The organism is Elioraea thermophila (ex Habib et al. 2022) (assembly GCF_003336755.1).
Classification (GTDB): Bacteria; Pseudomonadota; Alphaproteobacteria; order Acetobacterales; family Acetobacteraceae; genus Elioraea; species Elioraea thermophila.
Map to the genome: position 1 here is coordinate 215,728 of NZ_QMDI01000005.1, position 25,537 is coordinate 241,264.

The window sequence follows — 25,537 nt, forward strand, 5'->3', positions numbered from 1 at the left end:
CCCTTTGTCGTTGCCGCGGCGGGGCTGCTCCGCGTATGTTCCGCCGCAATGCGCCCGGCAAAACGAACCACCGGGCTGAGTGAAGGGAGCGTCCAAGGGGTGAAGCAGGACACGCCGATCCTGGAGGCCGAGCACGTCTCGCTCCGCTTCGGCGGCGTGCGCGCGCTGACCGACGTCTCGTTCTCCGTCCGGCGCGGCGAACTCTTCTCCATCATCGGCCCCAACGGCGCCGGCAAGACCTCGATGGTGAACTGCATCTCGGGCCGCTACCGGCCGACCGAGGGCAGGATCCTGTTCGACGGGCAGGACATCACCGCGCTCGGACCGAACAAGCGGGCGGGCCTCGGCATCGGGCGCACCTTCCAGAACCTCGCCCTGTTCGGGCACATGAGCGTGCTCGACAACATCCTGGTGGGCCGCCATCACCTGATGCGGCACGGTTTCCTCACCGGCATGGTCTACTGGCTCTTCGGCGCACAGAAGGAGGAGCTCGAGCACCGCCGCGCCGTCGAGGACATCATCGACTTCCTCGAGATCCAGCACATCCGCAAGGCCCCCGCCGGCACGCTGCCCTACGGGCTGCGCAAGCGGGTGGAACTCGCGCGCGCCATCGCACTCCGCCCGCGCCTGATCCTGCTCGACGAGCCGATGGCGGGGATGAACCTCGAGGAAAAGGAGGACATGGCGCGCTTCATCGTCGACCTCAACGAGGAGTGGGGGATGACGGTGATCATGATCGAGCACGACATGGGGGTGGTGATGGACATCAGCCACCGCGTCATCGTGCTCGACTTCGGCAAGAAGATCGCGGAAGGAACCCCCGACCAGGTGCTCGCCGACCCGCACGTCAAGCGCGCCTATCTCGGCGAGGAGGACGAGGTCCTGGTCGACGAGACGGAGCGGGTGGAATGACGCCGCTGCCCGATCTCGACCGTTACGACACGCTGCCGAAACTCCTTGCGCTCAACGCGCGCGAATGGGGGCGCGAGGTCGCACTGCGCGAGAAGGACTTCGGAATCTGGCGGAGCATCACCTGGGCCGAGTATCAGGAACGCGTGCGCTCCTTCGCGCTGGGGCTCGCTTCGCTCGGGGTCGGGCGCGGCGACGTGGTGGGCCTGATCGGCGACAATCGGCCCGACTGGGTGATGGGCGAGATCGCCGCGCATGCCACGGGCGCGATGTCGATGGGCATCTACCGCGACGCGCTCGACGACGAGGTCGCCTATCTCCTCGCTTATGCCGAGGCGAAGGTGGTGTTCGCCGAGGATGAGGAGCAGGTCGACAAGCTGCTGGCCTTGGGCGAGCGCGCGCCCTCCTTGCGCCACATCGTCTATTCCGATCCGCGCGGGATGCGCAAATACGACGACCCGCGGCTGATGTCGGTCTCCGAGCTCGTCAAGCGCGGCGAGGATCTCCGTCTCGCCGAGCCCGACCGCTACGAGCGCATGGTCGCGGCGACACGCGGCGAGGACGTTGCCATCCTCTGCACCACCTCGGGTACGACGGCGCGCCCCAAACTCGCCATGCTGCCCGCGCGCGCCCTCATTCGCCACTGCGCGGCCTATCTCGCGGCCGACCCGCGCCGGCCGGACGACGAGTACGTCTCGGTGCTGCCTCTGCCCTGGATCATGGAGCAGGTCTACGTGCTGGGGTGGGGGTTGCTTGCGCGGATGAAGGTCAACTTCGTCGAGGAGCCGGAGACGATGCTGGCCGATTTCCGCGAGATCGGGCCCCATTTCGTGCTGTTCGCGCCGCGCATGTGGGAGGCGATCGCGGCGGACGTGCGGGCGCGGATGATGGATTCCACTCCCTTCAAGCGCTGGATGTTCGACCGCGCGATGGCGATGGGGCTGAAGGCGCTCGAGAAGGGGCGCCGCTCCCGCCTCGCCGATCTCCTGCTCTTTCGCGCGCTGCGCGACCGGTTGGGCTTCTCGCGCATCCGCTCCGCCGCCACCGGTGGTGCCGCGCTCGGGCCCGACACCTTCCGCTTCTTCCAGGCGATGGGCATTCCGCTGCGCCAGCTCTACGGCCAGACGGAGCTCCTCGGCGCCTACACCCTGCACCGCGCGGGCGAGGTCGACTTCAACACGGTCGGCGTGCCGTTCGTGCCGGAGATCGAGGTCCGCATCGACAACCCCGACGCCAACGGCGTGGGCGAGATCGTCACCCGCCACCCCAACATGTTCGCCGGCTACTTCAGGAATGAGGAGGCGACACGGGCCGACCTGCGCGATGGCTGGATGCACACCGGCGACGCCGGCTACTTCGACGCCAAGGGCCACCTCGTCGTCATCGACCGCATCAAGGACATCGCAACCACCGCGCGCGGCGACCGCTTCAGCCCGCAATTCATCGAGAACAAGCTCAAGTTCTCGCCCTACGTCGCCGAAGCCGTCATCCTCGGCCACGGTCGCGACTTCCTCTCGGCGATCGTCTGCATTCGCTACGCCATCGTCTCGAAATGGGCGGAGAAGAACCGCATCGCCTTCACCACCTATTCCGATCTCGCCGCCAAACCCGAGGTGGCCGAGATCCTCAAGCGCGAGATCGAGGCGGTGAACGCTGAACTGCCCGAACCGCAGCGGATCCGCAAGTTCGTGCTCCTCTACAAGGAGCTCGATGCCGACGACGATGAACTGACGCGCACCCGCAAAGTGCGCCGCGGCGTCATCGCGCAGAAATACGCCGACATCATCGAGGCGATCTATGAGGGGCGGAGCGAGATCCCGGTCGATACGGTGATCAAGTTCCAGGACGGCACCACGCAGCGCATCCGCACCACCTTGCGCGTGATCGACCTGCTGCCGGTGCCGAGCCGCGCACGGGAGAGGGCGGAGGCGGCATGAGCGTGGGCGTGGTGCGGCAACTGGGGCGCGGCAACGGCGCTCGTGGCGGCCGCTGCCGCAGCGGAGCGTGAGCGCAATGCAGTGGGATCTCCTCCTTCAGCTCACCCTCAACGGACTGATCGTCGGCACGCTCTACGGCGTGGTCGCGATGAGCTTCGTGCTGATCTACAAGGCCTCGCAGGTGGTGAACTTCGCGCAGGGCGAGTTCCTGCTCATCGGCGCCTGGGCGTGCTGGTGGCTGCTCACCGAGTTCCAGCTCCCCTTCGTGTGGGGCTTCCTTCTCACCCTCGTCTTCATGACCGTCTTCGGGGTGCTGCTGCAGGTCATCGTGCTGCGGCCCATGATCGGCGAGCCGGTGATCAGCGTGATCATGGTCACGATCGGGCTCTCCATCTTCTTCCAGGCGCTGATGAAGTGGATGTTCGGCGTGTTCGCCCAGCCCTTCCCGCCGATCTTCGAGACCCAGGCCGTGCGCATCGCCGGGCTCGAGGTGCAATCGGTCTACCTCCTGTCGCTCGTCATCAGCCTCGCCATCATGGCGGCCTTCGCCTGGTTCTTCACCGCCTCGAAGTACGGGCTTGCGATGCGCGCCACCGCCTTCGACCAGCAGGTGGCGCAGTCCCTGGGCATCTCGGTGCGCATGGTGTTCGCCATGGCCTGGGCGATCTCGGCCGTCGTCTCGGCGGTCGCGGGCGTGGTGGTCGGGGTGGTGAACGGCGTCTCCTCGGGGCTCTCCTTCTACGGCATCAAGGTGTTCCCGGCCGTCATCCTGGGCGGGCTCGACTCCGTGCTCGGCGCCGTGCTGGGCGGCATCATCATCGGGCTGCTCGAGAACATCGCCCACTTCTTCGACAGCACGATCCTGCACTGGGGCAACATGTTCCAGATCGCGCCGTTCTACGTCCTGATCGTCATCCTGATGATCAAGCCCTACGGGCTGTTCGGCACCAAGAACATCGAGCGCGTGTGACGGGAGGGGTGCAGGGCGCGATGCGGCTGGCGCGGGGTGAGGAGGCCGGGAGGAGCGCGACGGTGAGTGGCGCAAGGGCAGCCGGCTGAGGAAGCGGCATCATGGCGACCCTTGCGCTCACCCCCTGCGGCGACTTCCGCACGAGCTACCGGGAAGATACCACCATCTTCCCCACGCGCACCTCGCGCAACGTCGCCATCGCCTCCGTCGCCCTCCTCTGCCTCGTGCCACTGACCGGCGACCGCTACGTGCTGTCGCTCATGATCCAGATGGGCTACCTCGGCATCGCCGCCCTGGGGCTCAACATCCTGGTCGGCTTCACCGGGCAGATCTCGATCGGACACGCCGCCTTCTTCGGCTTCGGCGCGTTCTCTTCCGCCTGGCTCGTCGACCAAGGCGTGCCGGTGGTGGCCGCGATGCCGCTCGCCGGCGTGATGACGACCGCCGTCGGCATGGTGTTCGGTATCCCGGCGGCACGTCTGAAGGGACTGTATCTCGCCATCGCGACCCTCGCCGCCCAGTTCATCATCGAGGACTTCTTCGCCCGTGCCCGCTGGTTCACTGGCGGTGTGGCGGGGCGGGTGACGGAGCCGCTCACGCTCTTCGGGCTCAGGTTCGATACCAACGAGAGCTACTTCTACGTCGTGCTGTTCTACGTGGTGGTGATGTTCGTCGCCGCGTCGAACCTGATGCGCACGCGCGACGGGAGGGCCCTGGTCGCGGTGCGCGACCACTACCTCTCCGCGGAGATGATGGGGATCAACCTCACCTACTACCGCACCCTGTCCTTCGGCATCTCCTCCTTCTACGCCGGCATCGGTGGCGCGCTCTACGCGCACTACCTGCTGTTCGTCTCGGTGGAGGCGTTCAACATCCTGTTTTCCATCCAGTTCCTCGGCATGATCATCATCGGCGGGCTCGGCTCCGTGATGGGGTCGATGATGGGTGCGGTGTTCATGACCATGCTGCCGGAGGTGGTGCAGTGGTTCGCCGCCGCCCTGTCGGGCAGCGCGATCGACCGCGCCTTGGGGCTCGGTGCGGCGGTGAGCTACCTGCGCGAGATGACCATCGGGGCGGTGATCATCCTGTTCCTGATCTTCGAACCCGACGGGCTCGCGCACCGCTGGCGTCTGATCAAGGCTTATTGGAAACTCTATCCGTTCTCCCATTGAGGGGCGAGCAAGACCCACAGGGAGGCAACGTCGAAGGAGGAAACGCGATGTCGATGCGAACCATTCTGCTCACGGCAGTGGCCGCGGTTGCGCTCGGAAGTGCGGCGAGCGCGCAACAGAGAATTCCCGTCGGTCACCTGATGGACAACTCGGGGCCGACATCGGATGTCGGGGTGCCCTACGGCCAGGGCGTGGCGGACGCGCTCGCCTGGGTGAACCGCACGCGCGGTGGCGTGGGCGGCCGGCAACTCGCCGTTTCGGGCTTCGACTACGGCTACCAGGCGCCGCGCGCGATCGCGCAGTATCAGGCCTGGGTGCAGCGCGAACGCGTGGTCGCCATCCAGGGCTGGGGCACGGTGGATACGGAGGCGTTGATCACTTTCGTCACGCGCGACCGCATCCCCTACATCTCCGGCTCCTACTCCGCCGCGCTGACCGACCCCACGGGGCGTGCGCCGCGCGCCGACAAGGCCGCACCCTTCAACTTCTTCTACGGCCCGTCCTACTCGGACGCGCTGCGCGCGATGATCAAATGGGCAGCCGAGGATTGGAAGGCGCGCGGCGGCCAGGGCCGGCCCAAATACGTGCACATGGGCGCGAACCACCCTTACCCGAATTCACCCAAGGCGGCCGGTGAGGCGCTCGCCGCCGAGCTCGGCTTCGAGGTTCTGCCGGCGATCCAATTCACCCTCACGCCCGGCGACTTCACCGCGCAGTGCCTCTCCTTGCGCAACTCCGGCGCCCACTACGCCTATCTCGGCAACACCGCCGGATCGAACATCTCTCTCCTGCGCGCCTGTCAGACGGTCGGCGTGAACGTGCAGTTCCTCGGCAATGTGTGGGGCATGGACGAGAACGCGATGAAAGCGGCCGGCACGGCGGCGAACGGTGTGGTGTTCCCGCTGCGCACCGCGCGCGCCTGGACCGATGTGATCGCTGCGGAAACATTCGAGCCCGATCCGGGCGCGGAACAGGTGGCGGCAGCGCGCGAGGCGCTCGCCACGGCGGTCGCCGCCATGCGCGAGGCGGCAGGCGCGGCGCGCCAGTCGGATGCGGTGCGCGATCGGCTCGACGGTCTTGCCGCGCAGCTTGGCGTTCTCGTCGCCGACCTGCCGCAGCTGCGCGCGGCCCCGCCGCCGGGCCTCGCCACAGTGCGTGAGATCAGCCGCACCGGCGCGACGCCGCAGACCGAATACCGCACCGTGCACTACCTCGCCGGCATCTGCTCGGCGATGCTGATGGTGGAGGCGATGGAGTGGGCGCACGCCAATGGCGGCCAGGTCACCGGCGAGCGCATCCGTGACGGCTTCTACGCCCGGCGCGACTGGGTACCGCGCGGTCTCGAGGGCGTGTGCAACCCTTCCACCTTCACCAACGAGGACCATCGCGGCCAGATGACCGTCTCGCTCTACCGTGCGGTGGTGACCGGCGACACCACCCAGGGGTCGGTCGCGGAACTGATGCGCAACGGCACCATGCGGCTCGAGCGCGTCACCGACATCACCCTCGAACGCCGCCAAGACTGGCTCGGCTGGTGAGCGGCAGGGGCGGGCGGAGACCCGTCCGCCCCTCACTCGATCGGGATCGCACGATGGACGGCACCGTCGCGACCGCACCGAAACGCTGGGTGGATACGCTGCCCGCCCTGCTCGAGGTGAACAACATCGAGGTCGTCTACAACGACGTCATCCTCGTCCTGCGCGGTCTGTCGCTGAAGGTGCCCGAGGGCAAGATCGTCGCCCTGCTCGGCGCCAATGGGGCCGGCAAGTCGACCACGCTGAAGGCGATCTCGGGCCTGCTGAAGACCGAGGAGGGCGAGATCACGCGCGGCGAGATCCGATTCGCCGGCGAACGGATCGACGGCCTCGATCCCGATCGCATCGTGCGCAAGGGAATCTTCCAGGTGATGGAAGGACGCCGGATCGTCGCCGACATGACGCCGCACGAGAATCTCCGCCTCGGTGCCTTCACCCGTTCCGACTCCGAGGTGAAGGCGGACATCGAGCGTGTCTACGCGTATTTTCCGCGCCTGAAGGAACGCACCGGTCTCGCCGGCTACCTCTCAGGGGGCGAGCAGCAGATGCTGGCCATCGGCCGCGCGCTGATGGCGCGCCCGAAGCTCATCCTCATGGACGAACCCTCGATGGGCCTCTCGCCGCTGCTGGTGAAGGAGGTGTTCGGCATCATCCGTCGGCTGAACGAGGAGCTCGGCATCACCATCCTGCTCGTCGAGCAGAACGCGCGCATGGCCCTCTCCGTCGCCTCGTACGGTTACGTGATGGAACAGGGCAAGATCGTGCTCGACGGCACCGCGGAGGAGCTTTCCGCCAACGAGGATGTGAAGGAATTCTACCTCGGCGGCCACGGAACGGAGCGCAAGCGATTCAAGAACCTGAAGTCCTACAAGCGCCGCAAGCGCTGGCTGTGAGCGCGCCGGGAAGCAGGGCGGCGATGGCGGAACACTTCGACGCGCTCGAGACGCGTGACCCGGAGGAGCGCGAACGGGCGCTGATGCGCGCCCTCGCCGCCCAGGTCGCGCACGCCAAGGCGAACACGCCGCACTACGCGAGGCTGCTGGCCGAAGTCGATCCCGAAACGGTGCGCTCGCGCGAAGCGCTCGCCCGCCTGCCGCTGACCCGCAAGTCGGAGCTGATCGCGCTGCAGGCGCAACGCCCGCCCTTCGGTGGTCTCGCCGCGCTGCCGCCCTCCGGGCTCAAGCGGCTCTTCGTCTCCCCGGGCCCGATTTACGACCCCCAAGGCGACTCGCCCGACTATTTCCGCTTCGCCCGCGCCCTGTTCGCCTGCGGCATCCGGCGGGGGATGCTCGTGCACAACACCTTCGCCTATCACTTCACGCCGGCCGGCTTCATGTTCGACGAGGCGGCGCGGGCGCTCGGCTGCCCCGTCATTCCCGCCGGGCCCGGCAACACCGAACTGCAGGCGCGCGCCATCGCGCACTATCGCCCGGCGGCCTATGTCGGCACGCCCGACTTCCTGAAGACCATCCTCGAGAAGGCGGACGAGCTCGGCCTCGATGCCTCCTCGATCCGATACGGGCACGTCACGGCCGGGCCTTTCCTCCCGTCCTTGCGCGCTTGGTATGCCGAGCGCGGGCTGACCGTGCTGCAATCCTACGGCACGGCCGATCTCGGCCTCGTCGCCTACGAGACGGAGGCCCGCGAGGGCCTGATCCTCGACGAGCACGTCATTGTCGAGATCGTCCGCCCCGGCACCGGCGACCCGGTGCCGGAGGGCGAGGTCGGCGAAGTCGTGGTGACCTTGCTCTCCGAGGCCTATCCGCTGATCCGCTTCGCCACCGGCGACCTGTCGGCCATCCTCCCCGGCCTCTCCCCCTGCGGGCGAACCAACGCGCGCATCCGGGGATGGCTGGGACGCGCCGACCAGGCGACGAAGGTGAAGGGGCAGTTCGTCCGTCCCGAACAGGTGGCCGAACTCGCCCGCCGCTTCCCGGACCTCGGCCGGCTGCGCCTCGTCGTCGAGCACGCGAACGGCACGGACGCGATGACCCTGCATGCGGAGAGCCCCGCCCCTTCGCCCGACCTCGAGGCGCGGCTCGCCGAGGCGCTGCAGGCCGTGATGCGCCTGCGCGGCGGTGTTGCGCTGCACCCGCCCGGCACCCTGCCGAACGACGGCAAGGTGATCGACGATCGCCGCCCCCCGCCCTAAATCTTCGACCGCGACGCGACCAGGATCAGCCCCGTGACGATCCCCAACGCCCCGGCCTTCCTCGAGTTCGACCACGGCGAGGACATCGCCGCGCTGCGCGACACGGTGCGCCGCTTCGCCGACGACCGCATCGCGCCGATCGCGGCCGAGATCGACCGCAGCGACGAGTTCCCGCGCCACCTCTGGCCAGAGATGGGAGAGTTGGGCCTGCACGGTATCACCGTCGAGGAGGACTATGGTGGCGCGAACATGGGCTACCTCGCGCATTGCGTGGCGATGGAGGAGGTGAGCCGCGCCTCCGCCGCGGTCGGCCTCTCCTACGGTGCCCATTCCAACCTCTGCATCAACCAGATCCGACTCAACGGCACGGAGGAGCAGAAGCGGCGCTACCTGCCCAAGCTCGTCTCCGGCGAGCATCTCGGCGCACTGGCGATGAGCGAGCCGAACGCGGGCTCCGACGTGGTGTCGATGCGGTTGCGCGCCGACAAGCGCGGCGACCGCTACATCCTCAACGGCACCAAGCTGTGGATCACCAACGCGCACTACGCCGACGTGCTGGTCGTGTACGCCAAGACCGACCCGGCGGCCGGCAAGGACGGCATCACCGCCTTCATCGTCGAGCGCGGCTTCAAGGGCTTCCGCCCGGCGCAGAAGCTCGACAAGCTCGGCATGCGCGGCTCGCCGACGAGCGAGATCGTGTTCGAGGACTGCGAGGTGCCGGAGGAGAACGTGCTGGGTCGCGTCGGCGGCGGCGTGCGCGTCCTGATGAGCGGGCTCGATTACGAACGCGCGGTGCTCGCCGCAGGGCCCTTGGGAATCATGCAGGCCTGCCTCGACGTCGTGCTGCCTTACGTCCACCAGCGCGAGCAGTTCGGCAAGCCGATCGGCGAGTTCCAGCTGATCCAGGCCAAGCTCGCCGACATGTACACGACGTTCAGCGCGGCGCGGGCCTATGTCTACGCCGTCGCCCAGGCCTGCGACCGCGGCCGGGTGAGCCGCAAGGATGCCGCCGGCGCCATCCTGTTCGCCGCCGAGGCGGCGACCCGCATGGCGCTCGATGCGATCCAGATCCTCGGCGGCAACGGCTACATCAACGACTATCCGACGGGGCGTCTGCTGCGCGACGCCAAGCTCTACGAGATCGGCGCCGGCACCTCCGAGATCCGGCGCATGCTGATCGGGCGCGAGCTGTTCCGCGAGACCGCGTGACGCGCCTCCTCTCCTCCGTCTCCACGCGCGACGAGACCTTCCGCGCCTACGCGGCGCACAATCGCGCGCTGGTTGCAACCTTGCGCGAACGGCTCGCGACCGTCGCGCAAGGCGGGCCGCCGGCGGCACGGGAGCGGCACCGCGCGCGCGGCAAGCTGCTGGTGCGCGAGCGTATCGAACGTCTGGTCGATCCGGGCAGCGCCTTCCTCGAACTCTCCCCACTCGCCGCCTGGGGTCTCTATGGGGGCGAGATCCACGCCGCCGGCATCGTCACCGGCATCGGTCGGGTGGCGGGAAGGGAGTGCATGATCGTCGCCAACGACGCGACCGTGCAGGGCGGCACCTACTTCCCGCTCACCGTGAAGAAACACCTGCGCGCGCAGGAGATCGCGGAAGCGAACCGTCTCCCCTGTCTCTACCTCGTCGACTCCGGAGGGGCGCACCTGCCGCACCAGGACGAGATCTTTCCGGACCGCGATCATTTCGGTCGCATCTTCTACAACCAAGCGCGCATGTCCGCCCTCGGCATCCCCCAGCTCGCCGTGGTCATGGGCTCCTGCACCGCGGGCGGCGCCTACGTACCCGCGATGAGCGACGAGAGCATCATCGTCAAGGAACAGGGTACGATCTTCCTCGGCGGCCCGCCGCTGGTGAAGGCCGCGACGGGCGAGGTGGTGACGGCGGAGGAGTTGGGCGGGGCCGACGTGCACACGCGCCTCTCGGGGGTGGCGGATCATTTCGCGGAGAACGACGCGCACGCCCTCGCGCTTGCCCGCCGCCTCGTCTCACGGCTCGGTTCGCGCAAGGGCATCGCCCTCGACCTGCGCGACCCCACCCCACCGGCCTACGACCCGGAGGAGATCCTCGGCATCATCCCGCCCGACGTGCGCACCCCGTACGAGGTGCGCGAGGTGATCGCCCGCCTCGTCGATGCCTCCGAGTTCGACGAGTTCAAGGCGCGCTACGGCACCACCATCGTCTGCGGCTTCGCACGGATCTGGGGCTATCCCGTGGGCATCATCGCCAACAACGGCATCCTGTTCTCGGAATCCTCGCTGAAGGCGGCGCACTTCGTCGAACTCTGCAGCCAGCGCGGCATTCCGCTCCTCTTCCTGCAGAACATCGCGGGTTTCATGGTCGGCAAGACCTACGAGAACCGTGGCATCGCCAAGGACGGGGCGAAGCTCGTCACCGCGGTCGCCACCACGGCCGTGCCGAAGTTCACCGTGCTGATCGGCGGGTCGTTCGGCGCCGGCAACTACGGCATGTGCGGGCGGGCCTACGCGCCGCGCTTCCTGTTCACCTGGCCGAACAGCCGCATTTCGGTGATGGGCGGCGAACAGGCGGCCACCGTGCTCGCCACCATCCGCCGCGACAACCTCGCGCGTCAGGGCATCGCCTGGCCGGCCGAGGAGGAGGAGGCGTTCAAGGCACCGATCCGCGAGAAGTACGAACGCGAGGGCGACCCCTATTACGCCACCGCCCGGCTGTGGGACGACGGCATCATCGAACCGCCGCGCACACGCGAGGTGCTGGCACTCGCCCTTTCCGCCGCGCTGAACGCGCCGATCGAAGCCACGCGCTTCGGCGTCTTCCGCATGTGAGCGGTGCGATGTTCCGTTCCCTGCTGGTGGCGAACCGGGGCGAGATCGCGGTGCGCATCATGCGCACCGCGCGCCGCATGGGGCTGCGCTGCATCGCCGTCTATTCCGAGGTCGATCGCGACTCGCTCCACGTCACAGCGGCCGACGAGGCGCACCCGATCGGGCCCGCCCCGCCCGCCGACAGCTATCTGCGGATCGAGCGCATCGTCGAGGTGGCGCGACGGGCGGGCGCGGAGGCGATCCACCCCGGTTACGGGTTCCTCGCCGAGAATGCGGCCTTCGCCGAAGCCTGCGCCGCGGCGGGCATCGTCTTCGTCGGCCCGCCGGCGGCGGCGATCCGGGCCATGGGCGACAAGGCGCGCGCGAAGGCGCTGATGCGCGAGGCCGGTGTGCCCGTCGTGCCGGGCTACGACGGCGAGGACCAGTCGGACGCGCGCCTGGCCGAGGAGGCGATGCGGATCGGCTTCCCCGTGCTGATCAAGGCGGCAGCCGGCGGTGGCGGGCGGGGCATGCACGTCGTCGAGCGGGCGGAGGATTTCGCCGAGGCGCTCGCCGCCGCACGGCGCATCGCGCGCTCCGCCTTCGGCGACGATCGCGTGCTGCTCGAGCGCTACCTCGCCAAGCCGCGACACATCGAGGTGCAGGTGCTGGCCGATGCGCACGGCACCGTCATCGACCTCGGCACGCGCGACTGTTCGGTGCAGCGTCGCTACCAGAAGATCATCGAGGAAGCCCCCGCCCCCGCCCTGGCGGAGAGCCGCCGGCGCACGATCGCCGATGCCGCCGTTGCCGCCGCGCGCGCCGTCTCCTACCGCAACGCCGGCACGGTGGAGTTCATCGCCGAAGGTGATGCGTTCTTCTTCATGGAGATGAACACGCGCCTGCAGGTGGAACATCCCGTCACCGAGATGATCGCGGGGCTCGATCTCGTCGCCTGCCAGCTCCGCCTCGCCGCCGGCGAGCGCCTGCCTTTCGCCGCCTGCCCGCCGCTCGCCGGCCATGCGATCGAGGCGCGGCTCTGTGCCGAGGATCCGGCCGCCGATTGGCGCCCGGCGACGGGACGCATCGTTCGCCTCGCCTTCCCCGACCACGAGGGCGTGCGGATCGACAGTGGGGTGCGCGAGGGCGACACCGTGACACCGTTCTACGATTCGCTGCTCGCCAAGATCATCGCGCACGGGCCCGACCGCGCGACCGCGCTGCGCCGGCTTGCCGGCGCCCTCGAGGCGACGGTCATCGACGGAGTGGCGACCAATCTTCTCTTGCTGCGGCGTATCGTCGCGCACGAGGCCTTCCGGTGCGCCGAGCTCTCGACGCGTTTCCTCGCCGACCATGCGGAGGACCTACTCGCGGCCTCCCGCACCGCGCCCGATCGCGTGCTGATCGCTGCCGCAGCCGCGGTGCTGGTCGACGAGATCGAGCGGGCGGAGCGCACGGCCCGAACCTCGGCCGACCCCCACTCACCCTGGGTCGCCTTGCGCGGCTGGCGCCTGCACGGCACGGCGGTGTCGGAGACCGCGTTCGATCAGGACGGCCGAGTGCGGTGGGTGCGCGCGGAATGGCACGACGGGTACTGGCGGCTGCGTTTCGGCGACGAAAACGAGGCGGACACCGAGGTCGTGCTGCGCGCACGGCGCGAGGCGGAGCACGACCTGCTGCGCCTCGAGGTCGATGGCGTGGTCGGCCGGGCGCGCGTCCGTCGTTACGGCGACGAGATCGTGGTGACGCTCGCCGACGGCACCACGGGAACGGTGCGGATCCGCCACCCCCTGGGCGGAACGGGGGGGGCGGCGGCTGCGACGGGCTCCGTCACCGCACCCATCCCGGGCCGGGTGGTGCGCGTGCTCGTCTCGCCCGGCCAGGTGGTGGCACGCGGCGAGACCTTGCTCGTGCTCGAGGCGATGAAGACCGAACTCCGCCTCGCAGCACCCTGCGACGGCGTGGTGCAGCGGCTCAGCGCCTCGGTGGGCGACCTCGTGGCGGAAGGAACGGAGCTCGCCTTCGTCGCCGCCGGCGAGGGGGACTGATCGCGCCCGCGCCCGCGCCCGCTCAGTGCACCGAAACGATCCGGAAGACGAGGCTTTCGCCGTTCGTCTCGCGCACCGTCACGTACTCGCCCGGCCGGAACACATGGCCCTCGAGACGATAGAGCGGCTCGTCGTCGGCCTCGCCCGGTTCGTACGAGAAGGCCCAGCCATGCCGGCCATGGATCAGCTCGCCCACCTTGTCCGGCTCGTTCTTCCAGAACCGGCGCACCGTGCAGTCGTGCCGGCGCTGGCGCCAGGTCTCGACGTCGAGATGCCCATCCGGCGTCAGCGGGACGTGCAGCTCGTAGCCGCGCTCGTTCGACCCCTCCGGGAAGCCGGGGTTGCGGGCCAGCAGCATGCGCACCGTGTAGAGGCGGGACATCGCGGTCTCCTCCCAAGCTTGCTTGCCGCCCGGCACGCGAGCCCGTCAAGGGGACCGGGGCTCAGATCGCCACCCGCACGCCGAGTTCGACCACGCGGTCGGAGGGAATGCGGAAGAATTCGGTGGCCGGCACGGCGTTGCGCGCCATCACCAGGAACAGCCAGTGCCGCCAAAGCGGCATCTTCGGCACCTGCGCCGGCACCACCGTCTCGCGGCCGAGGAAGAAGCTCACCTGCATCGCGTCGAACGGCTCGCCGAAGGGGCGGAGTTCGGCGAGCGCGCGCGGGATGTTGGGCTGCTCCATGAAACCGTAGTGCAGGATGATGCGCAGGATCCCCGGCGCGAGTTCCGTCACCTCGGCCCGCCGCTCGGCCGGCACGGTCGGCACGTCCTCGGTGACGACGGTGATGAACAGCACCCGCTCGTGCAGCACGCGGTTGTGCTTGAGGTTGTGCAGGAGCGCGTTCGGCACGTAGTCCGGGTTGCCGGTCATGAAGGCGGCGATGCCGGGAACGCGGATGATGTGCCGGCTCTCCGGCAGGCGGGCGAGGAAGGAGGCAAGCGGCAGGCTGTCGCTGCGCCAGCGCTCGAACATCAGGTCGCGCCCGCGCTTCCACGACGTCATCAGCGCGAACAGGGCGAGCCCGAGCAGGAGCGGGAACCACGCCCCGTCGGGGATCTTGAGCAAGGTGGAGGCGAGGAAGGAGAGGTCGACGAGCAGGAACGGGCCGAACGCAGCCGCGACCAGCGGCACGGGCCAGCCCCAGAGCCGAAGCGCGACCGCAGCACCGAGCAGCGTGCCGCAGACGAAGGTCCCCGTCACCGCCAGCCCATAGGCGGCGGCGAGACGATCGGCGGAGCGGAAGGAGAGCACCAGCAGCACCACCGCGACGAACAGGGCGGCGTTCACCTGCGGCATGTAGATCTGCCCGCGCTCGTCCGACGAGGTGTGGCGGACGGTGAGGCGCGGGGAGAAGCCGAGCAGCATGGTCTGCCGCGCGATCGAGAACGCCCCCGAGATCACCGCCTGGCTCGCGATGATGGTGGCGGCGGTGGCGAGGAAGACGAGCGGCAAGCGCAGCCACTCCGGGGCCAGCAGGTAGAACGGATTGGCGATCGCCTCCGGGTCGTCGAGCAGGAGCGCGCCCTGGCCGAAGTAGTTGAGGAGAAGGGCGGGCAGCACGACCAGGAGCCAGGCGAGGCGGATCGGGCGTCGGCCGAAGTGCCCCATGTCGGCGAACAGCGCCTCCGCCCCCGTCACCACCAGCACCACCGCGCCCAGCACGGCGAAGGCGGCGAAACCGTGCTCCCAGGCGAAGCGGGCGGCATGGTGCGGGCTCAGCGCGAACAGGATGTCGGGGCGCACCGCGATCTCGACCGCACCGAGGGCGGCGATGGTGAGGAACCAGACGAGGGTGATCGGCCCGAACACCGCCCCCACCTGGCCCGTGCCGCGGCGCTGGACCCCGAACAGGGCGGCGAGCACGAGCAAGGAGAGCGGCACCACCGCCTGCTCGAAGGTCTCGTCCACCACGGCGAGTCCCTCGATCGCCGACAACACGGAAATGGCCGGGGTGATCGTGCACTCGCCGAAGAAGAGGCTCGCCCCGAAGATTCCGACCAAGGCCGCCCAGCGCTTCAGCCTGCCGTCGGGTAGGGCGCGCTGCGCGAGCGCCATCAGGGCGAGGATGCCGCCTTCGCCGCGGTTGTCGGCGCGCAGCAGCACGACGACGTACTTCAACGTGACGACCAGGATCAGCGCCCAGGTGACGAGGCTGAGCACGCCGAGGATGTCGCCGGGGACGGGGCCGACGCCGGGGGTCTGGGTCAGCGCCGCGCGCAGGGCGTAAAGCGGGCTGGTGCCGATGTCGCCGAACACCACGCCGAGGGCGGCGAGGGCGAGGGCGAACAGGGGAGAGCCCGATCCGGTCGCGGCAACGGCGGGCAGAGCCGTGCTTTGTGCGGGCGCGTTCACGGCGCGGCCCTATACACCCGGAGCCCCCCGGGGAGGAAAGTCCCTCGCCGCGGGGGCAGACCTGCGCGGGCGGCGCGAGCCTCGGTCCCCCGCCGGCGCGGAGGGTGCTACAAGCCCGCCCGACCACCCCAGGACCGGAGACGATGAGCCTCGGATTGCGCGAAGCCCGCCGGGCGGAACGGCGCCGACGTCGGCAACGCAACCTGCTGATCCTGCTGGTGCTCGGCGCCCTGATCGGCCTGGGCGCGCTCGCCTACGAGACCGGCAGTCGACTCGCCCAACTGGAGACGGATGCCCTGCGCGGCGAGATCGAGGGCTTGCGTCGCACCATCGCCGGGCTCGAGCAGGCCCGCGCCGCGACGGAGGCTCGTCTGCGCGAGACGGAGGCGCGGCTGGCCGAGCGCGAAGCGGCCTACGCGCGCGACGTGCCCTCGGGGGCGGGGCGGGAGCTCTATGCCCTGATCCAGCAGAGGCTCGGCGAGGGGCTCAGCCCCGACCGGCTCGCGCTCGTGCTGCGCAACGCCACCGCCGGCACGCGCTGCGAGCCGGAGATCGAGACCCGGCGCTTCCTGCTCGCCACCCCGATCGCGCGTGGTGGGGCCAACGCGGTGACGATGAGTGGCGGCATCGTGATCACCGGCGAGGGGGTGTCGGCCCGCGCGGCGGACGGCTCACCGCACGCTTGGTTCGACCCGGCCCAGCCGGTAACCATCGCCGCCATCCAGCCGGGCGGGGCGCGCACCGAGGCACAGGGCGTGCTGCCGGTCGCCTTCTCGGTCGTGCGCGGCGCAACCGAGCATCGCTTCGTCGTGTCGGCGAGCGACCTCAGGGGGTTCGTGCAGGTGGCGGCGGAGCGCTGCGCCTATCCCTGAGGCGCCCGCTCCGACCGTTCGCGCTGCCCCCTCACCCCGTGCCCGCCCCGCCCGCCGGCGGCTCGGGCGCGCGGCCGCGCTCTCACTCCTTGGTCTCGCCGGCGAGCTGCTGGTTCCGCCGCCGGATCGCCGCGCCGAGGATGTCGCCGAGCGAAGCCCCCGAATCGGCGGAGCCGAACTCGGCCATCGCCTGCTTCTCCTCCTCGACCTCCTTGGCCTTGATGGAGAGCTGCACGCGGCGGGCGGCACGCTCGACGGCGATGACCTTGGCATCCACCTTGTCGCCCACGCCGAAGCGGTCGGGCCGCTGGTCCTGGCGATCCTTGGCGAGATCCGCCTTGCGGATGAAGCCGGTGACGGCGTCGTCGATCTTCACTTCGATGCCGTTCGGCTGCACGGCGGTGACGACGCAGGTGACCACCTGCCCCTTCTGCAGGCGATCGAGCACGGCGGCGGCGGGGTCGTTGGTGAGCTGCTTGATGCCGAGGCTGATGCGCTCCTTCTCGACATCGACGTCGAGCACCTTCGCCTCGACGATGTCGCCCTTGGCATAGCGCTGGATCGCCACCTCGCCGGGCACGTCCCAGGCGAGGTCGGAGAGGTGCACCATGCCGTCGATGTCGCCGGGAAGCCCGATGAAGAGGCCGAACTCGGTGATGTTCTTCACCTCGCCCTTCACGGTGGAGCCGACGGGGTGCTTCTCCAGGAACTCCTCCCACGGGTTGCGCATGCACTGCTTCAGCCCGAGCGAGATGCGACGCTTGGCGGCATCCACGTCGAGGATCATCACCTCCACCTCCTGCGAGGTGGAGACGATCTTGCCCGGGTGCACGTTCTTCTTGGTCCAGGACATCTCGGAGACGTGCACCAGGCCCTCGACCCCGGGTTCGAGTTCGACGAAGGCGCCGTAGTCGGTGATGTTGGTGACCCGGCCGGTGAACTTCGCGCCCACCGGATACTTGGCGGCGACCCCGTCCCACGGATCGGCCATCAGCTGCTTCATGCCGAGGCTGATGCGCTGCGTCTCGGGGTTGAAGCGGATCACCTGCACCTTCACCGTCTGGCCGACCTGCAGCGCCTCGGAGGGATGGTTGATGCGGCGCCAGGCGATGTCGGTGACGTGCAGCAGGCCGTCCACGCCGCCCAGGTCGACGAAGGCGCCGTAGTCGGTGATGTTCTTCACCACGCCCTCGAGCACCTGGCCTTCCTTCAGCCCCTGCACGAGTTCGGCGCGCTGTTCGGCGCGGGTTTCCTCGAGCACCGCGCGGCGCGAGACGACGATGTTGCCGCGCGCGCGGTCCATCTTGAGGATCATGAACGGCTGCGGCGTGCCCATCAGCGGGCCCACGTCGCGCACGGGGCGGATGTCGACCTGGCTTCCCGGCAGGAAGGCGACCGCGCCGCCGAGATCGACCGTGAAGCCGCCCTTGACGCGGCCGAAGATCACGCCCGTCACGCGCTGCTGGTTCTGGTAGGCCTTCTCCAGCGTGGTCCAGGCCTCCTCGCGGCGGGCCTTCTCGCGCGAGAGGATGATCGAGCCGTCGCGGTCCTCGTAGCGCTCGACATAGACGTCGACGAGATCGCCCGGCTTCACCTCCGGCTTCTGGCCCGGGGCGGCGAACTCCTTCAGCGGCACCCGGCCCTCGGACTTCAGCCCGACATCGATGACGACCATGTCGCCGTCGATCCGCACCACCCGACCGGTGATGACGCTGCCGTCGAAGCCCGTGTCGCTGCCGAGGGTGGCATCGAGCAGGGCGGCGAAATCCTCGGTCTCTGCCGGGGCGGTGGCGGTACGGGCCATGCGGTGTCTGAGGTCCTTCGTCTTCGGGGTCGCGCATGCGACCGGGGTTTGCGCCCCTGCCCCCTCGGGGCAGACACGACTTCCCGGCCGTGCGTCGCGCGGGCCGGGCGGGGGTTGAGGCTCTCGGGTCGTCCGGAAACGACCAACGGCGGGCGCCCGCGGGCAGCCCGCTCGTTCCTTCCCTCTCTCGCAGCCTGAAGCCACGAAGTCAAGCGCGGCCGAGCCTGTCGCGCACGATGGCCAGGGCTCGGGCGAAGGCGGCGTCGGCGTCGAGGTCGGTGGTGTCGAGCACGATCGCGTCGGCGGCAGGGCGGAGAGGGGCGACGTCGCGGCTCGCGTCGCGGGCATCGCGGGCGCGCAGATCGGCGAGCACGGTCTCGAACGGGACCTCGACGCCTCGGCCCTTCAGTTCGAGCCAACGCCGCCGCGCCCGCTCCTCGTCCGAGGCGCTGACGAACAGCTTCAGGTCGGCGTCGGGGAAGACGACCGTGCCGATGTCCCGCCCGTCCAGCACGGCGCCGCGGGGTTCGGCGAACCGGCGCTGGAAGGCGAGCAAGGCGCGGCGCACGGCGGGGACGGCGGCGACCAGCGAAGCGGCACGATCGACCTCGGGCGCGCGCAGGTCGGCACGGCCGAGGTCCTGCGGAGCGAGCGCCTCCGCCTCCCGCGCCGCCACCGCCGGATCGGCCGGGTCCCCTCCGGCGTCGAGCACGCGCCGGCCCACAGCGCGATAGAGAAGCCCCGTGTCCAGATGGGGCAGATCGAGGGCGGCGGCGAGGCGGCGCGCCAGTGTGCCCTTGCCGGCGGCGGCCGGGCCGTCGACCGCGATCACCGGCCCACCGCGCCGGCCATCCTCGCTCATGCCGGAGCGATGGCGGCGCCGAGCGACCGCATCAGGTCGGCGAAGCCGGGAAAGGAGGTGTCGATGAAAGATCCGTCGTCGATCTCCACCGGCTCACGGGTCACCTGGCCGAGCACGAGGAAACTCATCGCGATGCGATGGTCCATCCTGGTTGCGATCCTCGCCCCGCCGGGCGGCGGGTGGCCACGGCCGCGCACGATGAGGTCATCGCCCTCGATCGCGACCTCGGCCCCGCAGGCGGCGAGCCCCTCGGCGATGGCGGCGAGCCGGTCGGACTCCTTCACCCGCAGTTCCGCCAAGCCCCGCATGCGCGTCTCGCCGGCCGCACAGGCGGCGGCGACGGCGAGGATGGGGTATTCGTCGATCATCGTCGGCGCGCGCTCGGGCGGCACCTCGACCCCGCGCAACGGCGAGGAGGAGACGGTGAGGTCGGCGACCCGCTCGCCCGCCTCCTCGCGTTCGTTCGCGATCTCGATGTCGGCCCCCATCTCGCGCAGCGTCTCGTAGAGGCCGGCGCGCAGCGGGTTCATCCCCACCCCCTCGAGCGTGACCGCGGAGCCCGGCACGAGCAGGGCGGCGACGGCGGGAAAGGCGGCCGAGGACGGATCGGCCGGAACGAGCACCGGGCGGGCCTCGAGCTCGGGCTGGCCGAGGAGACGGATCTCCCGGCCCCCGCCCGGCAGGACGGCGACGGAGACCTCGGCGCCGAAGCCCCTGAGCATGGTCTCGGTATGGTCGCGCGTGGGTTGGGGTTCCACCACCCGCGTCTCGCCGCGCGCACAGAGCCCGGCGAGCAGGATGGCAGACTTCACCTGGGCGGAGGCGACGGGGAGGGTGTAGTCGATCGGGCGGGGGTCGGCCGCACCGCGCACCGCCATCGGCAACCGCCCGCCCGAGCGGGTGTGGAAGGCGGCGCCGCACTGGGTGAGAGGCTCGATCACCCGCCGCATCGGGCGGCGGCGCAGGCTCGCATCCCCCGTCATCACCGCGAACAGGTCGTGCCCGGCGAGAATGCCGGCGATCAGCCGGGCCGAGGTGCCGGAGTTGCCGAGGTCGAGCACGTCGTCGGGTTCGGCGAGCCCGCCCACGCCGCGCCCGAACACGGACCACGCGCCCTCCCCGTGCCGCACCACCTCCGCCCCCAACGCCCGCATGGCGGCCGCGGTGCGGCGCACGTCCTCGCCCTCGAGCAGGCCCTCGATGCGCGTCTCGCCGACCGCGAGGGCGCCGACCATCAGCGCGCGATGGCTGATCGACTTGTCGCCGGGCACGCGCGCCACGCCGGAGAGGGGGCCGAGCGGGCGGGTGGCGCGAAGCGGGATCGGAGCATTCGACGTGTCGGTCATGGTCGGTCCGCGGCGGAGGGAGGCCGGGCCTGTAGCACGCCGGGCCGGGTTTGACAGGGCCGGGGCTTTGCGGGAGAAGCCCGCCTCTCGCGCCAGCGGAGCGGGGAACCATGGTCAAGCCCGAACTCGGAACGAAGCGGATCTGCGTCGCCTGCGGGGCGAAATTCTACGACCTTCGCCGCACGCCGGTGACCTGCCCGAAATGCGGCGCCGAACAGCCGGCCGAACAACCGAAGCTTCGCCGCGGCGGCGGTACGGCGGAGGACAAGGTGAAACTCAAGCGTGCCGCCGCGCTCGAGCCCGCGCTGGAGGACGCCGACCTCGAGGTGGTGGTCGAGGACGCGGACGACGCGGTGCTGGAGGACGCCGAGGACCTGGAGGGCGAGGAGGATCTCGGCGCCGAGATCGAGGTCGAACCCGGGGCGGACGACGAGGAGCGCTGAGCGCCGCTGCCACGCCGCCCGCGCCGGGTGCGCACGCGGCCGCCCTGCGCTAGGGTCTCGGGCGATAAGCCGTAGCGGGGAGCCGCCCATGTTCATCGCCACCAACCGCTTCCGCGTCATTCCCTCCGAGACGGAAGCCTTCGAACGTGCCTGGCTGACGCGCGAGAGTCACCTGAAGTCGGTTCCCGGGTTCGTCGTGTTCCACCTCCTGCGCGGGCCCGCGGCGGAGGATCACGTGCTCTATTCCTCGTTCTCCGTGTGGGAGAGCCGGGAGGCCTTCGAGGCCTGGACGCGCTCAGAGGCCTTTCGCCGCGCGCATGCCGGGGCGGGCCAGACCAAGCCGACGACGCTCGGGCCCCCGCAGTTCGAGGGTTTCGAGGTGCTGCAAACCATCCGCGCGCGCGAGGACGCGCCTCTCGCCTGACGCGGGCACGCCGCGTCCGGCGACAGGGTCACGCGGCGGCGATCAGTTCGACCTCGATCGCGCAGCGCGGATCGGCGAGCCCGGCGACGATCACCTGGGTCGAGGCGGGTGGGACGCGGCCGGCGAGCCACGCATCGCGCGCCGCCTGCCAGGGCGCGCGGGCCTCGCGCGTGGTGAGGTACGTGGTGAGCTTGACGATGTTCCCCTCGTCCATGCCGCCGTGCGCGAGCGCGGCGCGAAGATGGGCGATGACGAGCGCGGCCTGGTCGGCGAGGCTGTCGGGAACCGACCCGTCGGGCGCGACGGGCAGCTGGCCGGAGACGAACAGCCAACGCGCGGCACCCGCGACCTCGGCGGTCATCGAATAGTGGGCGGCCGGCCGCGGCAGGGCGGGCGGATCGCTGAAGCGGATCGTCGCGGTCATTCCCTCTCCGTTTCGTTGCGGATGCGCAGCCGAATCACCCCCCTCGCCTCAGTCGGCGAAATGGGCCTTCCCTTGCGCAGCACCTCGATCCGCCCCGCATCGGCGAGCCGGAAGGCCTCGCGCCGCACCGGATGCATCAGGAGGCGCCAGACCCGCTCGTCGGGCCCGGCAAGGGCACGCGCCACTTCCGAGGGGCAGATGGACTTGGCGGGGCCGCGTTCGGCGCAAAGCCGGAGGATGGTCTCGGCGATCGCGGCGGGATCGACGGCGGGGCCGCTCATGCCTCGAGATCGAGCACCGGCTGATCGACCGTCGGGCGGCGCGGCCGGCGCGCACCCACCTGCCTGAGGCCGGAGCGGCGTGAGCCGTGCCGTTCCTGGATCTCATCCGCCACCGCGCGGTAGGCGGCACCGCGGCGCACACCCCACAGGCGCTCGCGCGCACGAGCGGCGAGCGCGTTGGCGTCGCCGATGGGGGGCGGATAGCCGCGCACGCCGATGAGCCAAGGGCGGTGGATGGCGGGCGCCGCGATGTCCGCCAGTTCCGGCACCCAGCGACGGATGAACCGCCCCTCCGGATCCTGGTCCTCGCTCTGCTTGATCGGCGAGTACATGCGGATGGTGTTCACCCCCGTCGTTGCGGACTGCATCTGCACCTGGCTCCAGTGGATGCCCGGTTCGTAGTCGGCGAACAGGCGGGCCAGATGCAGCCCCACCGCGCGCCAATCGAGCCAGAGATGCATGCTGGCCACAGAGACGAGCATGGCGCGGGCGCGGAAGTTGAGCCAGCCCGTCTCGCTCAGGCAGCGCATGCAGGCATCGAGGAAGGGCCAACCGGTCTCACCCTTCGCCCAGCGCTCGAACCGTTCCGTGCCCGCACCGTCGCTGCGCAGGCCCTCGTAGGCCGGGTGCAGCGCACGATGCTCGAGCGCGGGCTCGGTCTCCAGCTTCTGGATGAAATGCGAGTGCCAGGCGAGGCGCGTGAGGAAGCTGTCGATGCCTTCGCGCAACGGCTTCGCCGCCGTGTTGCGGGCGGCCTGCGCGGCCTGCCAGGCCTCGCGGATGGAGAGGGCACCGGTGGCGAAATGCTGCGACAGGCGCGAGCAGGCCTCCCAGCCGGCGAGCGGAGAGGACATCGCGCAGCGATAGGTCTCCGCCCGGCCGGAGAGGAAGGAGGCGAGCAGCGCCAGCGCCGCCCGCCGCCCACCGCGGGTCCGCCCGGGGCAGGGGTCGGGAGCGAGGCCGAGGTCGCGTTCGTCCGGGATCGCGCCCGGCTCGAGGCCGAGGGGGGCAAGCGCGCGCGGGAGCTGCACGATGGGAGCGCGCACGAACGCCTCGAACCGCCTCGCCCAGCCATCGCGCGAGGCAAGCGCGCGGACCGCCCCGTTCTGGCGGGGTTCGGCGAAGGGAATGCCGTGCGCGCGGGCCCAGGCGCGCACGCGGCGATCGCGCGCATATCCCCAGGCCCCCGTGGTCTCCTGATGCGCCCACAGGCCCGCGATGCCGAAGCGGGCGCGGATCTCCTCCAGCACCTCCACCGCATCGCCGACCCGCACCACCAGCGGCTGGCCGAGCGCGGCGAGATCGACGCGCAACTCGGCCGCCGCCTCGGCGAAGACACGATACTGGCGCGCCGACGCGTCAGGCTGCCGCCACAGCTCGGGCTCGACGATCCAGAGCGGCAGCACGGGCCCGCGTGCCGCGGCTTCGGCCAGCGGCGCGTGGTCGGCCGGCCGCAGATCGCGCTTGAACCACACGACGTGGAAAGGCCCGTTTCGCACGTCCACTCAGGTAGGCCGCCGCGCCCGTCGGTCCAGGCCGGCGTCGGCTCAGGCGGGCGACGGCAGGACGTCGGCGGGTTCCGGACCGAACACCTCGTCGGGGGTTCCGTCGGCGACGATGCGGCCGCCATCGAGGCGAAGCACGCGGGTGCACCAGCGGCGGATCAGGGTCCGGTCGTGGCTCGCGAAGACCAGGATCTCCGCCTCGCTCACCAGCTTCTCGAGCCGGGCATTCGCGCGGGCGAGGAAGGTCTCGTCGCCGGCTGCGATCCACTCGTCCATCAGCAGGATATCGGGCTCGATCGCGGTCGCCATGGCGAAGGCGAGCCGGATCGACATGCCGGCGGAGTAGGAGTGGATGGGTACGTCGAGGAAGTCGCCGAGATCGGCGAAGGCCGCGACCTCGGCCTCGAAGGCAGCCGTTTCGGACGGGGAAAGGCCGAGGTAGAGCGCGCGCAGGCGGATGTTCTCCCGCCCCGTCGACAGGATGTCCATGCCGGCGGCGGTATCGATGAGCGTGCCGACGCGGCCTTCGACCAGCAGCGACCCCCGCACCGGCTCGTAGATGCCGGCGAGCGTGCGCAAGAGAGTCGTCTTGCCCGCCCCGTTGTGGCCGACCAGGCCGACGCGTTCGCCGCGTTCGATGGTGAACGAGAGATCCTGCAGCGCGGCGATGACGAGGCGGTTGCGCGAGTCCTGCTGCAACCGCCGGCTCACCGAGCCCAACAGGCGTTTCTTCAGGCTGCGCGACTCGTAATGATAGAGCGGGAACTCGATGCGCAGCCCGCGCGCGACGATCCGGCTCATCCCGCCCGCCCCGGTCAAACCCAGAACGCGATGCGCCGTCGCAGACGCACGAACAGCGCGAAGGCGAGCGCGGACGCCACCCCCGCGTAGCCCAAGGCAGCGAGCCAGATCGCGACGTCGGGCATGTACCCCAGCATGGGGGCCCGCACGCTCTCCAGCAAGGGAAAGACGGGGTTGAGCAGGAGCCAGTCGCGATGCTCGCCGAGCTGTTCCGCCTTCCACAGGATGGGCGTCACGAAGAAGGCAAGCTGCAGCACACTCGCCACCACGGGCGGAACGTCACGGAACCGTGCCGACACCATGCCCAGGAAGAAGGCAGCCGCGCACAGCGCGACGGCCATGACGGCGAGCCCAAGCGGCAGGAACAACGTCCCCACCCCGGGAGCCACTCCGAAGATCACTGCCACGACGACGAACACGGGCAGCGTGAGCGCAGCGTTCAGCGCGCTGCGGAAGAGGTTGCGCAGGACGTGCACCGTGTAGGGAAGTCGCACTTGGCGAATGATCGGCTCGGCGGCGATGAAGGTCTGGCAGGCATCCGTCAGCGCCTGCTGAACCCATGACCACACGATGAGCCCTGCGGCGAGATGCGGCACGTAACGTTCCGTCTGCACCCGGAACAGCAGTGGATAGAGGGTCCCCAAGGCGCCGACCGTCACGGCGAGCGAGAGCGTGATCCAGATCGGGCCCAGGACGGAACCGCGGAAGCGATTGCGCAGATCAAGCAAGGCAAGCCGAGCCGCGAGCCGCCACTGCGCGGTGCCCCGGCGCAGATCGTCGAGCGCGCGTTCGAGGTCACGGCCATCGGCCGCGTCGTAGACGTAGCGGGGAGCGGTCCTGATCGACATCGATGCCCTTGGCTGCACGCCGCAGCCTTAGGGGCAAGGTGCGGCTGAGACAAGC

23 protein-coding genes are annotated in these 25,537 nt (G+C 70.1%); 13 read left to right on the top strand and 10 right to left on the bottom strand.

The window, feature by feature from the left end:
- Positions 1-99 precede the first annotated feature (99 nt).
- The 10 genes from DWB05_RS09170 to DWB05_RS09220 all read left to right on the top strand — a co-directional run bounded on the left by DWB05_RS09170 (position 100) and on the right by DWB05_RS09220 (position 13,515).
- A complete protein-coding gene (locus DWB05_RS09170; RefSeq protein WP_232818479.1) occupies positions 100-912 on the top strand; it encodes an ABC transporter ATP-binding protein in 813 nt (270 codons plus the stop codon).
- Positions 909-2,846, top strand: a complete 1,938-nt coding sequence (locus DWB05_RS09175; RefSeq protein WP_114376899.1) for a long-chain fatty acid--CoA ligase — start codon at positions 909-911, stop codon at positions 2,844-2,846. Before DWB05_RS09170 ends, DWB05_RS09175 begins: the two co-directional genes overlap by 4 nt.
- Positions 2,847-2,922: 76 nt before the next feature.
- Positions 2,923-3,816, top strand: coding sequence for a branched-chain amino acid ABC transporter permease (locus DWB05_RS09180; protein WP_114376900.1), 894 nt, complete (start codon positions 2,923-2,925; stop codon positions 3,814-3,816).
- Between the two features lie 101 nt (positions 3,817-3,917).
- Positions 3,918-4,988 (top strand): branched-chain amino acid ABC transporter permease, encoded by a 1,071-nt coding sequence (locus DWB05_RS09185; RefSeq protein ID WP_114376901.1) that lies wholly within the window; start codon positions 3,918-3,920, stop codon positions 4,986-4,988.
- Positions 4,989-5,035: 47 nt separating this feature from the next.
- Complete coding sequence (locus tag DWB05_RS15090) at positions 5,036-6,526, top strand: ABC transporter substrate-binding protein (protein WP_232818480.1); 1,491 nt, start codon at positions 5,036-5,038, stop codon at positions 6,524-6,526.
- 53 nt (positions 6,527-6,579) lie between these two features.
- Positions 6,580-7,416 carry an ABC transporter ATP-binding protein gene (locus DWB05_RS09200; protein WP_114376902.1) on the top strand — a complete coding sequence of 279 codons (837 nt, stop codon included), beginning with the start codon at positions 6,580-6,582 and terminating at the stop codon, positions 7,414-7,416.
- 23 nt (positions 7,417-7,439) lie between these two features.
- Positions 7,440-8,675, top strand: a complete 1,236-nt coding sequence (locus DWB05_RS09205) for a phenylacetate--CoA ligase family protein (protein ID WP_114376903.1) — start codon at positions 7,440-7,442, stop codon at positions 8,673-8,675.
- A 33-nt stretch (positions 8,676-8,708) separates the two neighbouring features.
- Positions 8,709-9,884 carry an isovaleryl-CoA dehydrogenase gene (locus DWB05_RS09210; RefSeq protein WP_269815569.1) on the top strand — a complete coding sequence of 392 codons (1,176 nt, stop codon included), beginning with the start codon at positions 8,709-8,711 and terminating at the stop codon, positions 9,882-9,884.
- The gene (locus DWB05_RS09215) at positions 9,881-11,488 is read left to right on the top strand and encodes a carboxyl transferase domain-containing protein (RefSeq protein WP_114376904.1); all 1,608 of its coding nucleotides are present in this window, start codon (positions 9,881-9,883) and stop codon (positions 11,486-11,488) included. Before DWB05_RS09210 ends, DWB05_RS09215 begins: the two co-directional genes overlap by 4 nt.
- 8 nt (positions 11,489-11,496) lie before the next feature.
- Positions 11,497-13,515: an ATP-binding protein gene (locus DWB05_RS09220; RefSeq protein ID WP_114377010.1), complete on the top strand. Its 2,019-nt coding sequence runs from the start codon at positions 11,497-11,499 to the stop codon at positions 13,513-13,515.
- 22 nt (positions 13,516-13,537) lie between these two features.
- Here the strand turns inward: DWB05_RS09220 and DWB05_RS09225 are convergent, their stop codons facing one another.
- Together DWB05_RS09225 and DWB05_RS09230 are read right to left on the bottom strand one after the other, a co-directional pair.
- Positions 13,538-13,897 carry a hypothetical protein gene (locus DWB05_RS09225; protein ID WP_232818481.1) on the bottom strand — a complete coding sequence of 120 codons (360 nt, stop codon included), beginning with the start codon at positions 13,895-13,897 and terminating at the stop codon, positions 13,538-13,540.
- A gap of 61 nt (positions 13,898-13,958) precedes the next feature.
- The gene (locus tag DWB05_RS09230) at positions 13,959-15,845 is read right to left on the bottom strand and encodes a potassium transporter Kup (RefSeq protein ID WP_198669128.1); all 1,887 of its coding nucleotides are present in this window, start codon (positions 15,843-15,845) and stop codon (positions 13,959-13,961) included.
- Positions 15,846-16,015: 170 nt separating this feature from the next.
- On the opposite strand from DWB05_RS09230, the gene DWB05_RS09235 reads away from it, so the two are divergent.
- The gene (locus DWB05_RS09235; protein ID WP_114376906.1) at positions 16,016-16,744 is read left to right on the top strand and encodes a hypothetical protein; all 729 of its coding nucleotides are present in this window, start codon (positions 16,016-16,018) and stop codon (positions 16,742-16,744) included.
- A gap of 82 nt (positions 16,745-16,826) precedes the next feature.
- Here the strand turns inward: DWB05_RS09235 and rpsA are convergent, their stop codons facing one another.
- The 3 genes from rpsA to aroA all read right to left on the bottom strand — a co-directional run bounded on the left by rpsA (position 16,827) and on the right by aroA (position 20,756).
- Positions 16,827-18,548, bottom strand: coding sequence for a 30S ribosomal protein S1 (gene rpsA / locus DWB05_RS09240; protein WP_114376907.1), 1,722 nt, complete (start codon positions 18,546-18,548; stop codon positions 16,827-16,829).
- A 208-nt stretch (positions 18,549-18,756) separates the two neighbouring features.
- On the bottom strand, positions 18,757-19,410 hold the full coding sequence (gene cmk, locus DWB05_RS09245) for a (d)CMP kinase (RefSeq protein ID WP_114376908.1): 654 nt from the start codon (positions 19,408-19,410) through the stop codon (positions 18,757-18,759).
- Positions 19,407-20,756 carry a 3-phosphoshikimate 1-carboxyvinyltransferase gene (gene aroA / locus DWB05_RS09250; RefSeq protein WP_114376909.1) on the bottom strand — a complete coding sequence of 450 codons (1,350 nt, stop codon included), beginning with the start codon at positions 20,754-20,756 and terminating at the stop codon, positions 19,407-19,409. The genes cmk and aroA overlap by 4 nt, the downstream gene beginning before the upstream one ends.
- 110 nt (positions 20,757-20,866) lie before the next feature.
- Here aroA and DWB05_RS09255 point away from each other — a divergent pair, with 110 nt between their 5' ends.
- A complete protein-coding gene (locus tag DWB05_RS09255) occupies positions 20,867-21,199 on the top strand; it encodes a TIGR02300 family protein (RefSeq protein WP_114376910.1) in 333 nt (110 codons plus the stop codon).
- A gap of 88 nt (positions 21,200-21,287) precedes the next feature.
- A complete protein-coding gene (locus DWB05_RS09260) occupies positions 21,288-21,623 on the top strand; it encodes a heme-degrading protein HmuQ (RefSeq protein ID WP_114376911.1) in 336 nt (111 codons plus the stop codon).
- A 28-nt stretch (positions 21,624-21,651) separates the two neighbouring features.
- Here DWB05_RS09260 and DWB05_RS09265 read toward each other — a convergent pair whose 3' ends face one another.
- From DWB05_RS09265 to DWB05_RS09285, 5 genes are read right to left on the bottom strand one after another with little or no spacing between them, the layout of a single operon-like run.
- A complete protein-coding gene (locus DWB05_RS09265; RefSeq protein ID WP_114376912.1) occupies positions 21,652-22,047 on the bottom strand; it encodes a RidA family protein in 396 nt (131 codons plus the stop codon).
- On the bottom strand, positions 22,044-22,328 hold the full coding sequence (locus DWB05_RS09270; RefSeq protein ID WP_114376913.1) for a DUF3253 domain-containing protein: 285 nt from the start codon (positions 22,326-22,328) through the stop codon (positions 22,044-22,046). The genes DWB05_RS09265 and DWB05_RS09270 overlap by 4 nt, the downstream gene beginning before the upstream one ends.
- Positions 22,325-23,833, bottom strand: a complete 1,509-nt coding sequence (locus tag DWB05_RS09275) for an FAD-binding domain-containing protein (RefSeq protein WP_232818482.1) — start codon at positions 23,831-23,833, stop codon at positions 22,325-22,327. Before DWB05_RS09275 ends, DWB05_RS09270 begins: the two co-directional genes overlap by 4 nt.
- Before the next feature lie 42 nt (positions 23,834-23,875).
- Complete coding sequence (locus DWB05_RS09280) at positions 23,876-24,634, bottom strand: ABC transporter ATP-binding protein (RefSeq protein WP_114376914.1); 759 nt, start codon at positions 24,632-24,634, stop codon at positions 23,876-23,878.
- A gap of 14 nt (positions 24,635-24,648) precedes the next feature.
- A complete protein-coding gene (locus tag DWB05_RS09285; protein ID WP_114376915.1) occupies positions 24,649-25,482 on the bottom strand; it encodes an ABC transporter permease in 834 nt (277 codons plus the stop codon).
- Positions 25,483-25,537 lie beyond the last annotated feature (55 nt).

Bases quoted from the DNA above. Each gene is read 5' to 3' on its own strand.
- rpsA (WP_114376907.1), bottom strand. From the start codon at position 18,548: ATGGCCCGTACCGCCACCGCCCCGGCAGAGACCGAGGATTTCGCCGCC.
- DWB05_RS09255 (WP_114376910.1), top strand. From the start codon at position 20,867: ATGGTCAAGCCCGAACTCGGAACGAAGCGGATCTGCGTCGCCTGCGGG.
- DWB05_RS09265 (WP_114376912.1), bottom strand. From the start codon at position 22,047: ATGACCGCGACGATCCGCTTCAGCGATCCGCCCGCCCTGCCGCGGCCG.
- cmk (WP_114376908.1), bottom strand. From the start codon at position 19,410: ATGAGCGAGGATGGCCGGCGCGGTGGGCCGGTGATCGCGGTCGACGGC.
- DWB05_RS09200 (WP_114376902.1), top strand. From the start codon at position 6,580: ATGGACGGCACCGTCGCGACCGCACCGAAACGCTGGGTGGATACGCTG.
- DWB05_RS09225 (WP_232818481.1), bottom strand. From the start codon at position 13,897: ATGTCCCGCCTCTACACGGTGCGCATGCTGCTGGCCCGCAACCCCGGC.
- DWB05_RS09260 (WP_114376911.1), top strand. From the start codon at position 21,288: ATGTTCATCGCCACCAACCGCTTCCGCGTCATTCCCTCCGAGACGGAA.
- DWB05_RS09280 (WP_114376914.1), bottom strand. From the start codon at position 24,634: ATGAGCCGGATCGTCGCGCGCGGGCTGCGCATCGAGTTCCCGCTCTAT.
- DWB05_RS09220 (WP_114377010.1), top strand. From the start codon at position 11,497: ATGTTCCGTTCCCTGCTGGTGGCGAACCGGGGCGAGATCGCGGTGCGC.
- DWB05_RS09270 (WP_114376913.1), bottom strand. From the start codon at position 22,328: ATGAGCGGCCCCGCCGTCGATCCCGCCGCGATCGCCGAGACCATCCTC.
- DWB05_RS09175 (WP_114376899.1), top strand. From the start codon at position 909: ATGACGCCGCTGCCCGATCTCGACCGTTACGACACGCTGCCGAAACTC.
- DWB05_RS09205 (WP_114376903.1), top strand. From the start codon at position 7,440: ATGGCGGAACACTTCGACGCGCTCGAGACGCGTGACCCGGAGGAGCGC.
- DWB05_RS09185 (WP_114376901.1), top strand. From the start codon at position 3,918: ATGGCGACCCTTGCGCTCACCCCCTGCGGCGACTTCCGCACGAGCTAC.
- DWB05_RS09180 (WP_114376900.1), top strand. From the start codon at position 2,923: ATGCAGTGGGATCTCCTCCTTCAGCTCACCCTCAACGGACTGATCGTC.
- DWB05_RS09235 (WP_114376906.1), top strand. From the start codon at position 16,016: ATGAGCCTCGGATTGCGCGAAGCCCGCCGGGCGGAACGGCGCCGACGT.
- DWB05_RS09285 (WP_114376915.1), bottom strand. From the start codon at position 25,482: ATGTCGATCAGGACCGCTCCCCGCTACGTCTACGACGCGGCCGATGGC.
- aroA (WP_114376909.1), bottom strand. From the start codon at position 20,756: ATGACCGACACGTCGAATGCTCCGATCCCGCTTCGCGCCACCCGCCCG.
- DWB05_RS15090 (WP_232818480.1), top strand. From the start codon at position 5,036: ATGTCGATGCGAACCATTCTGCTCACGGCAGTGGCCGCGGTTGCGCTC.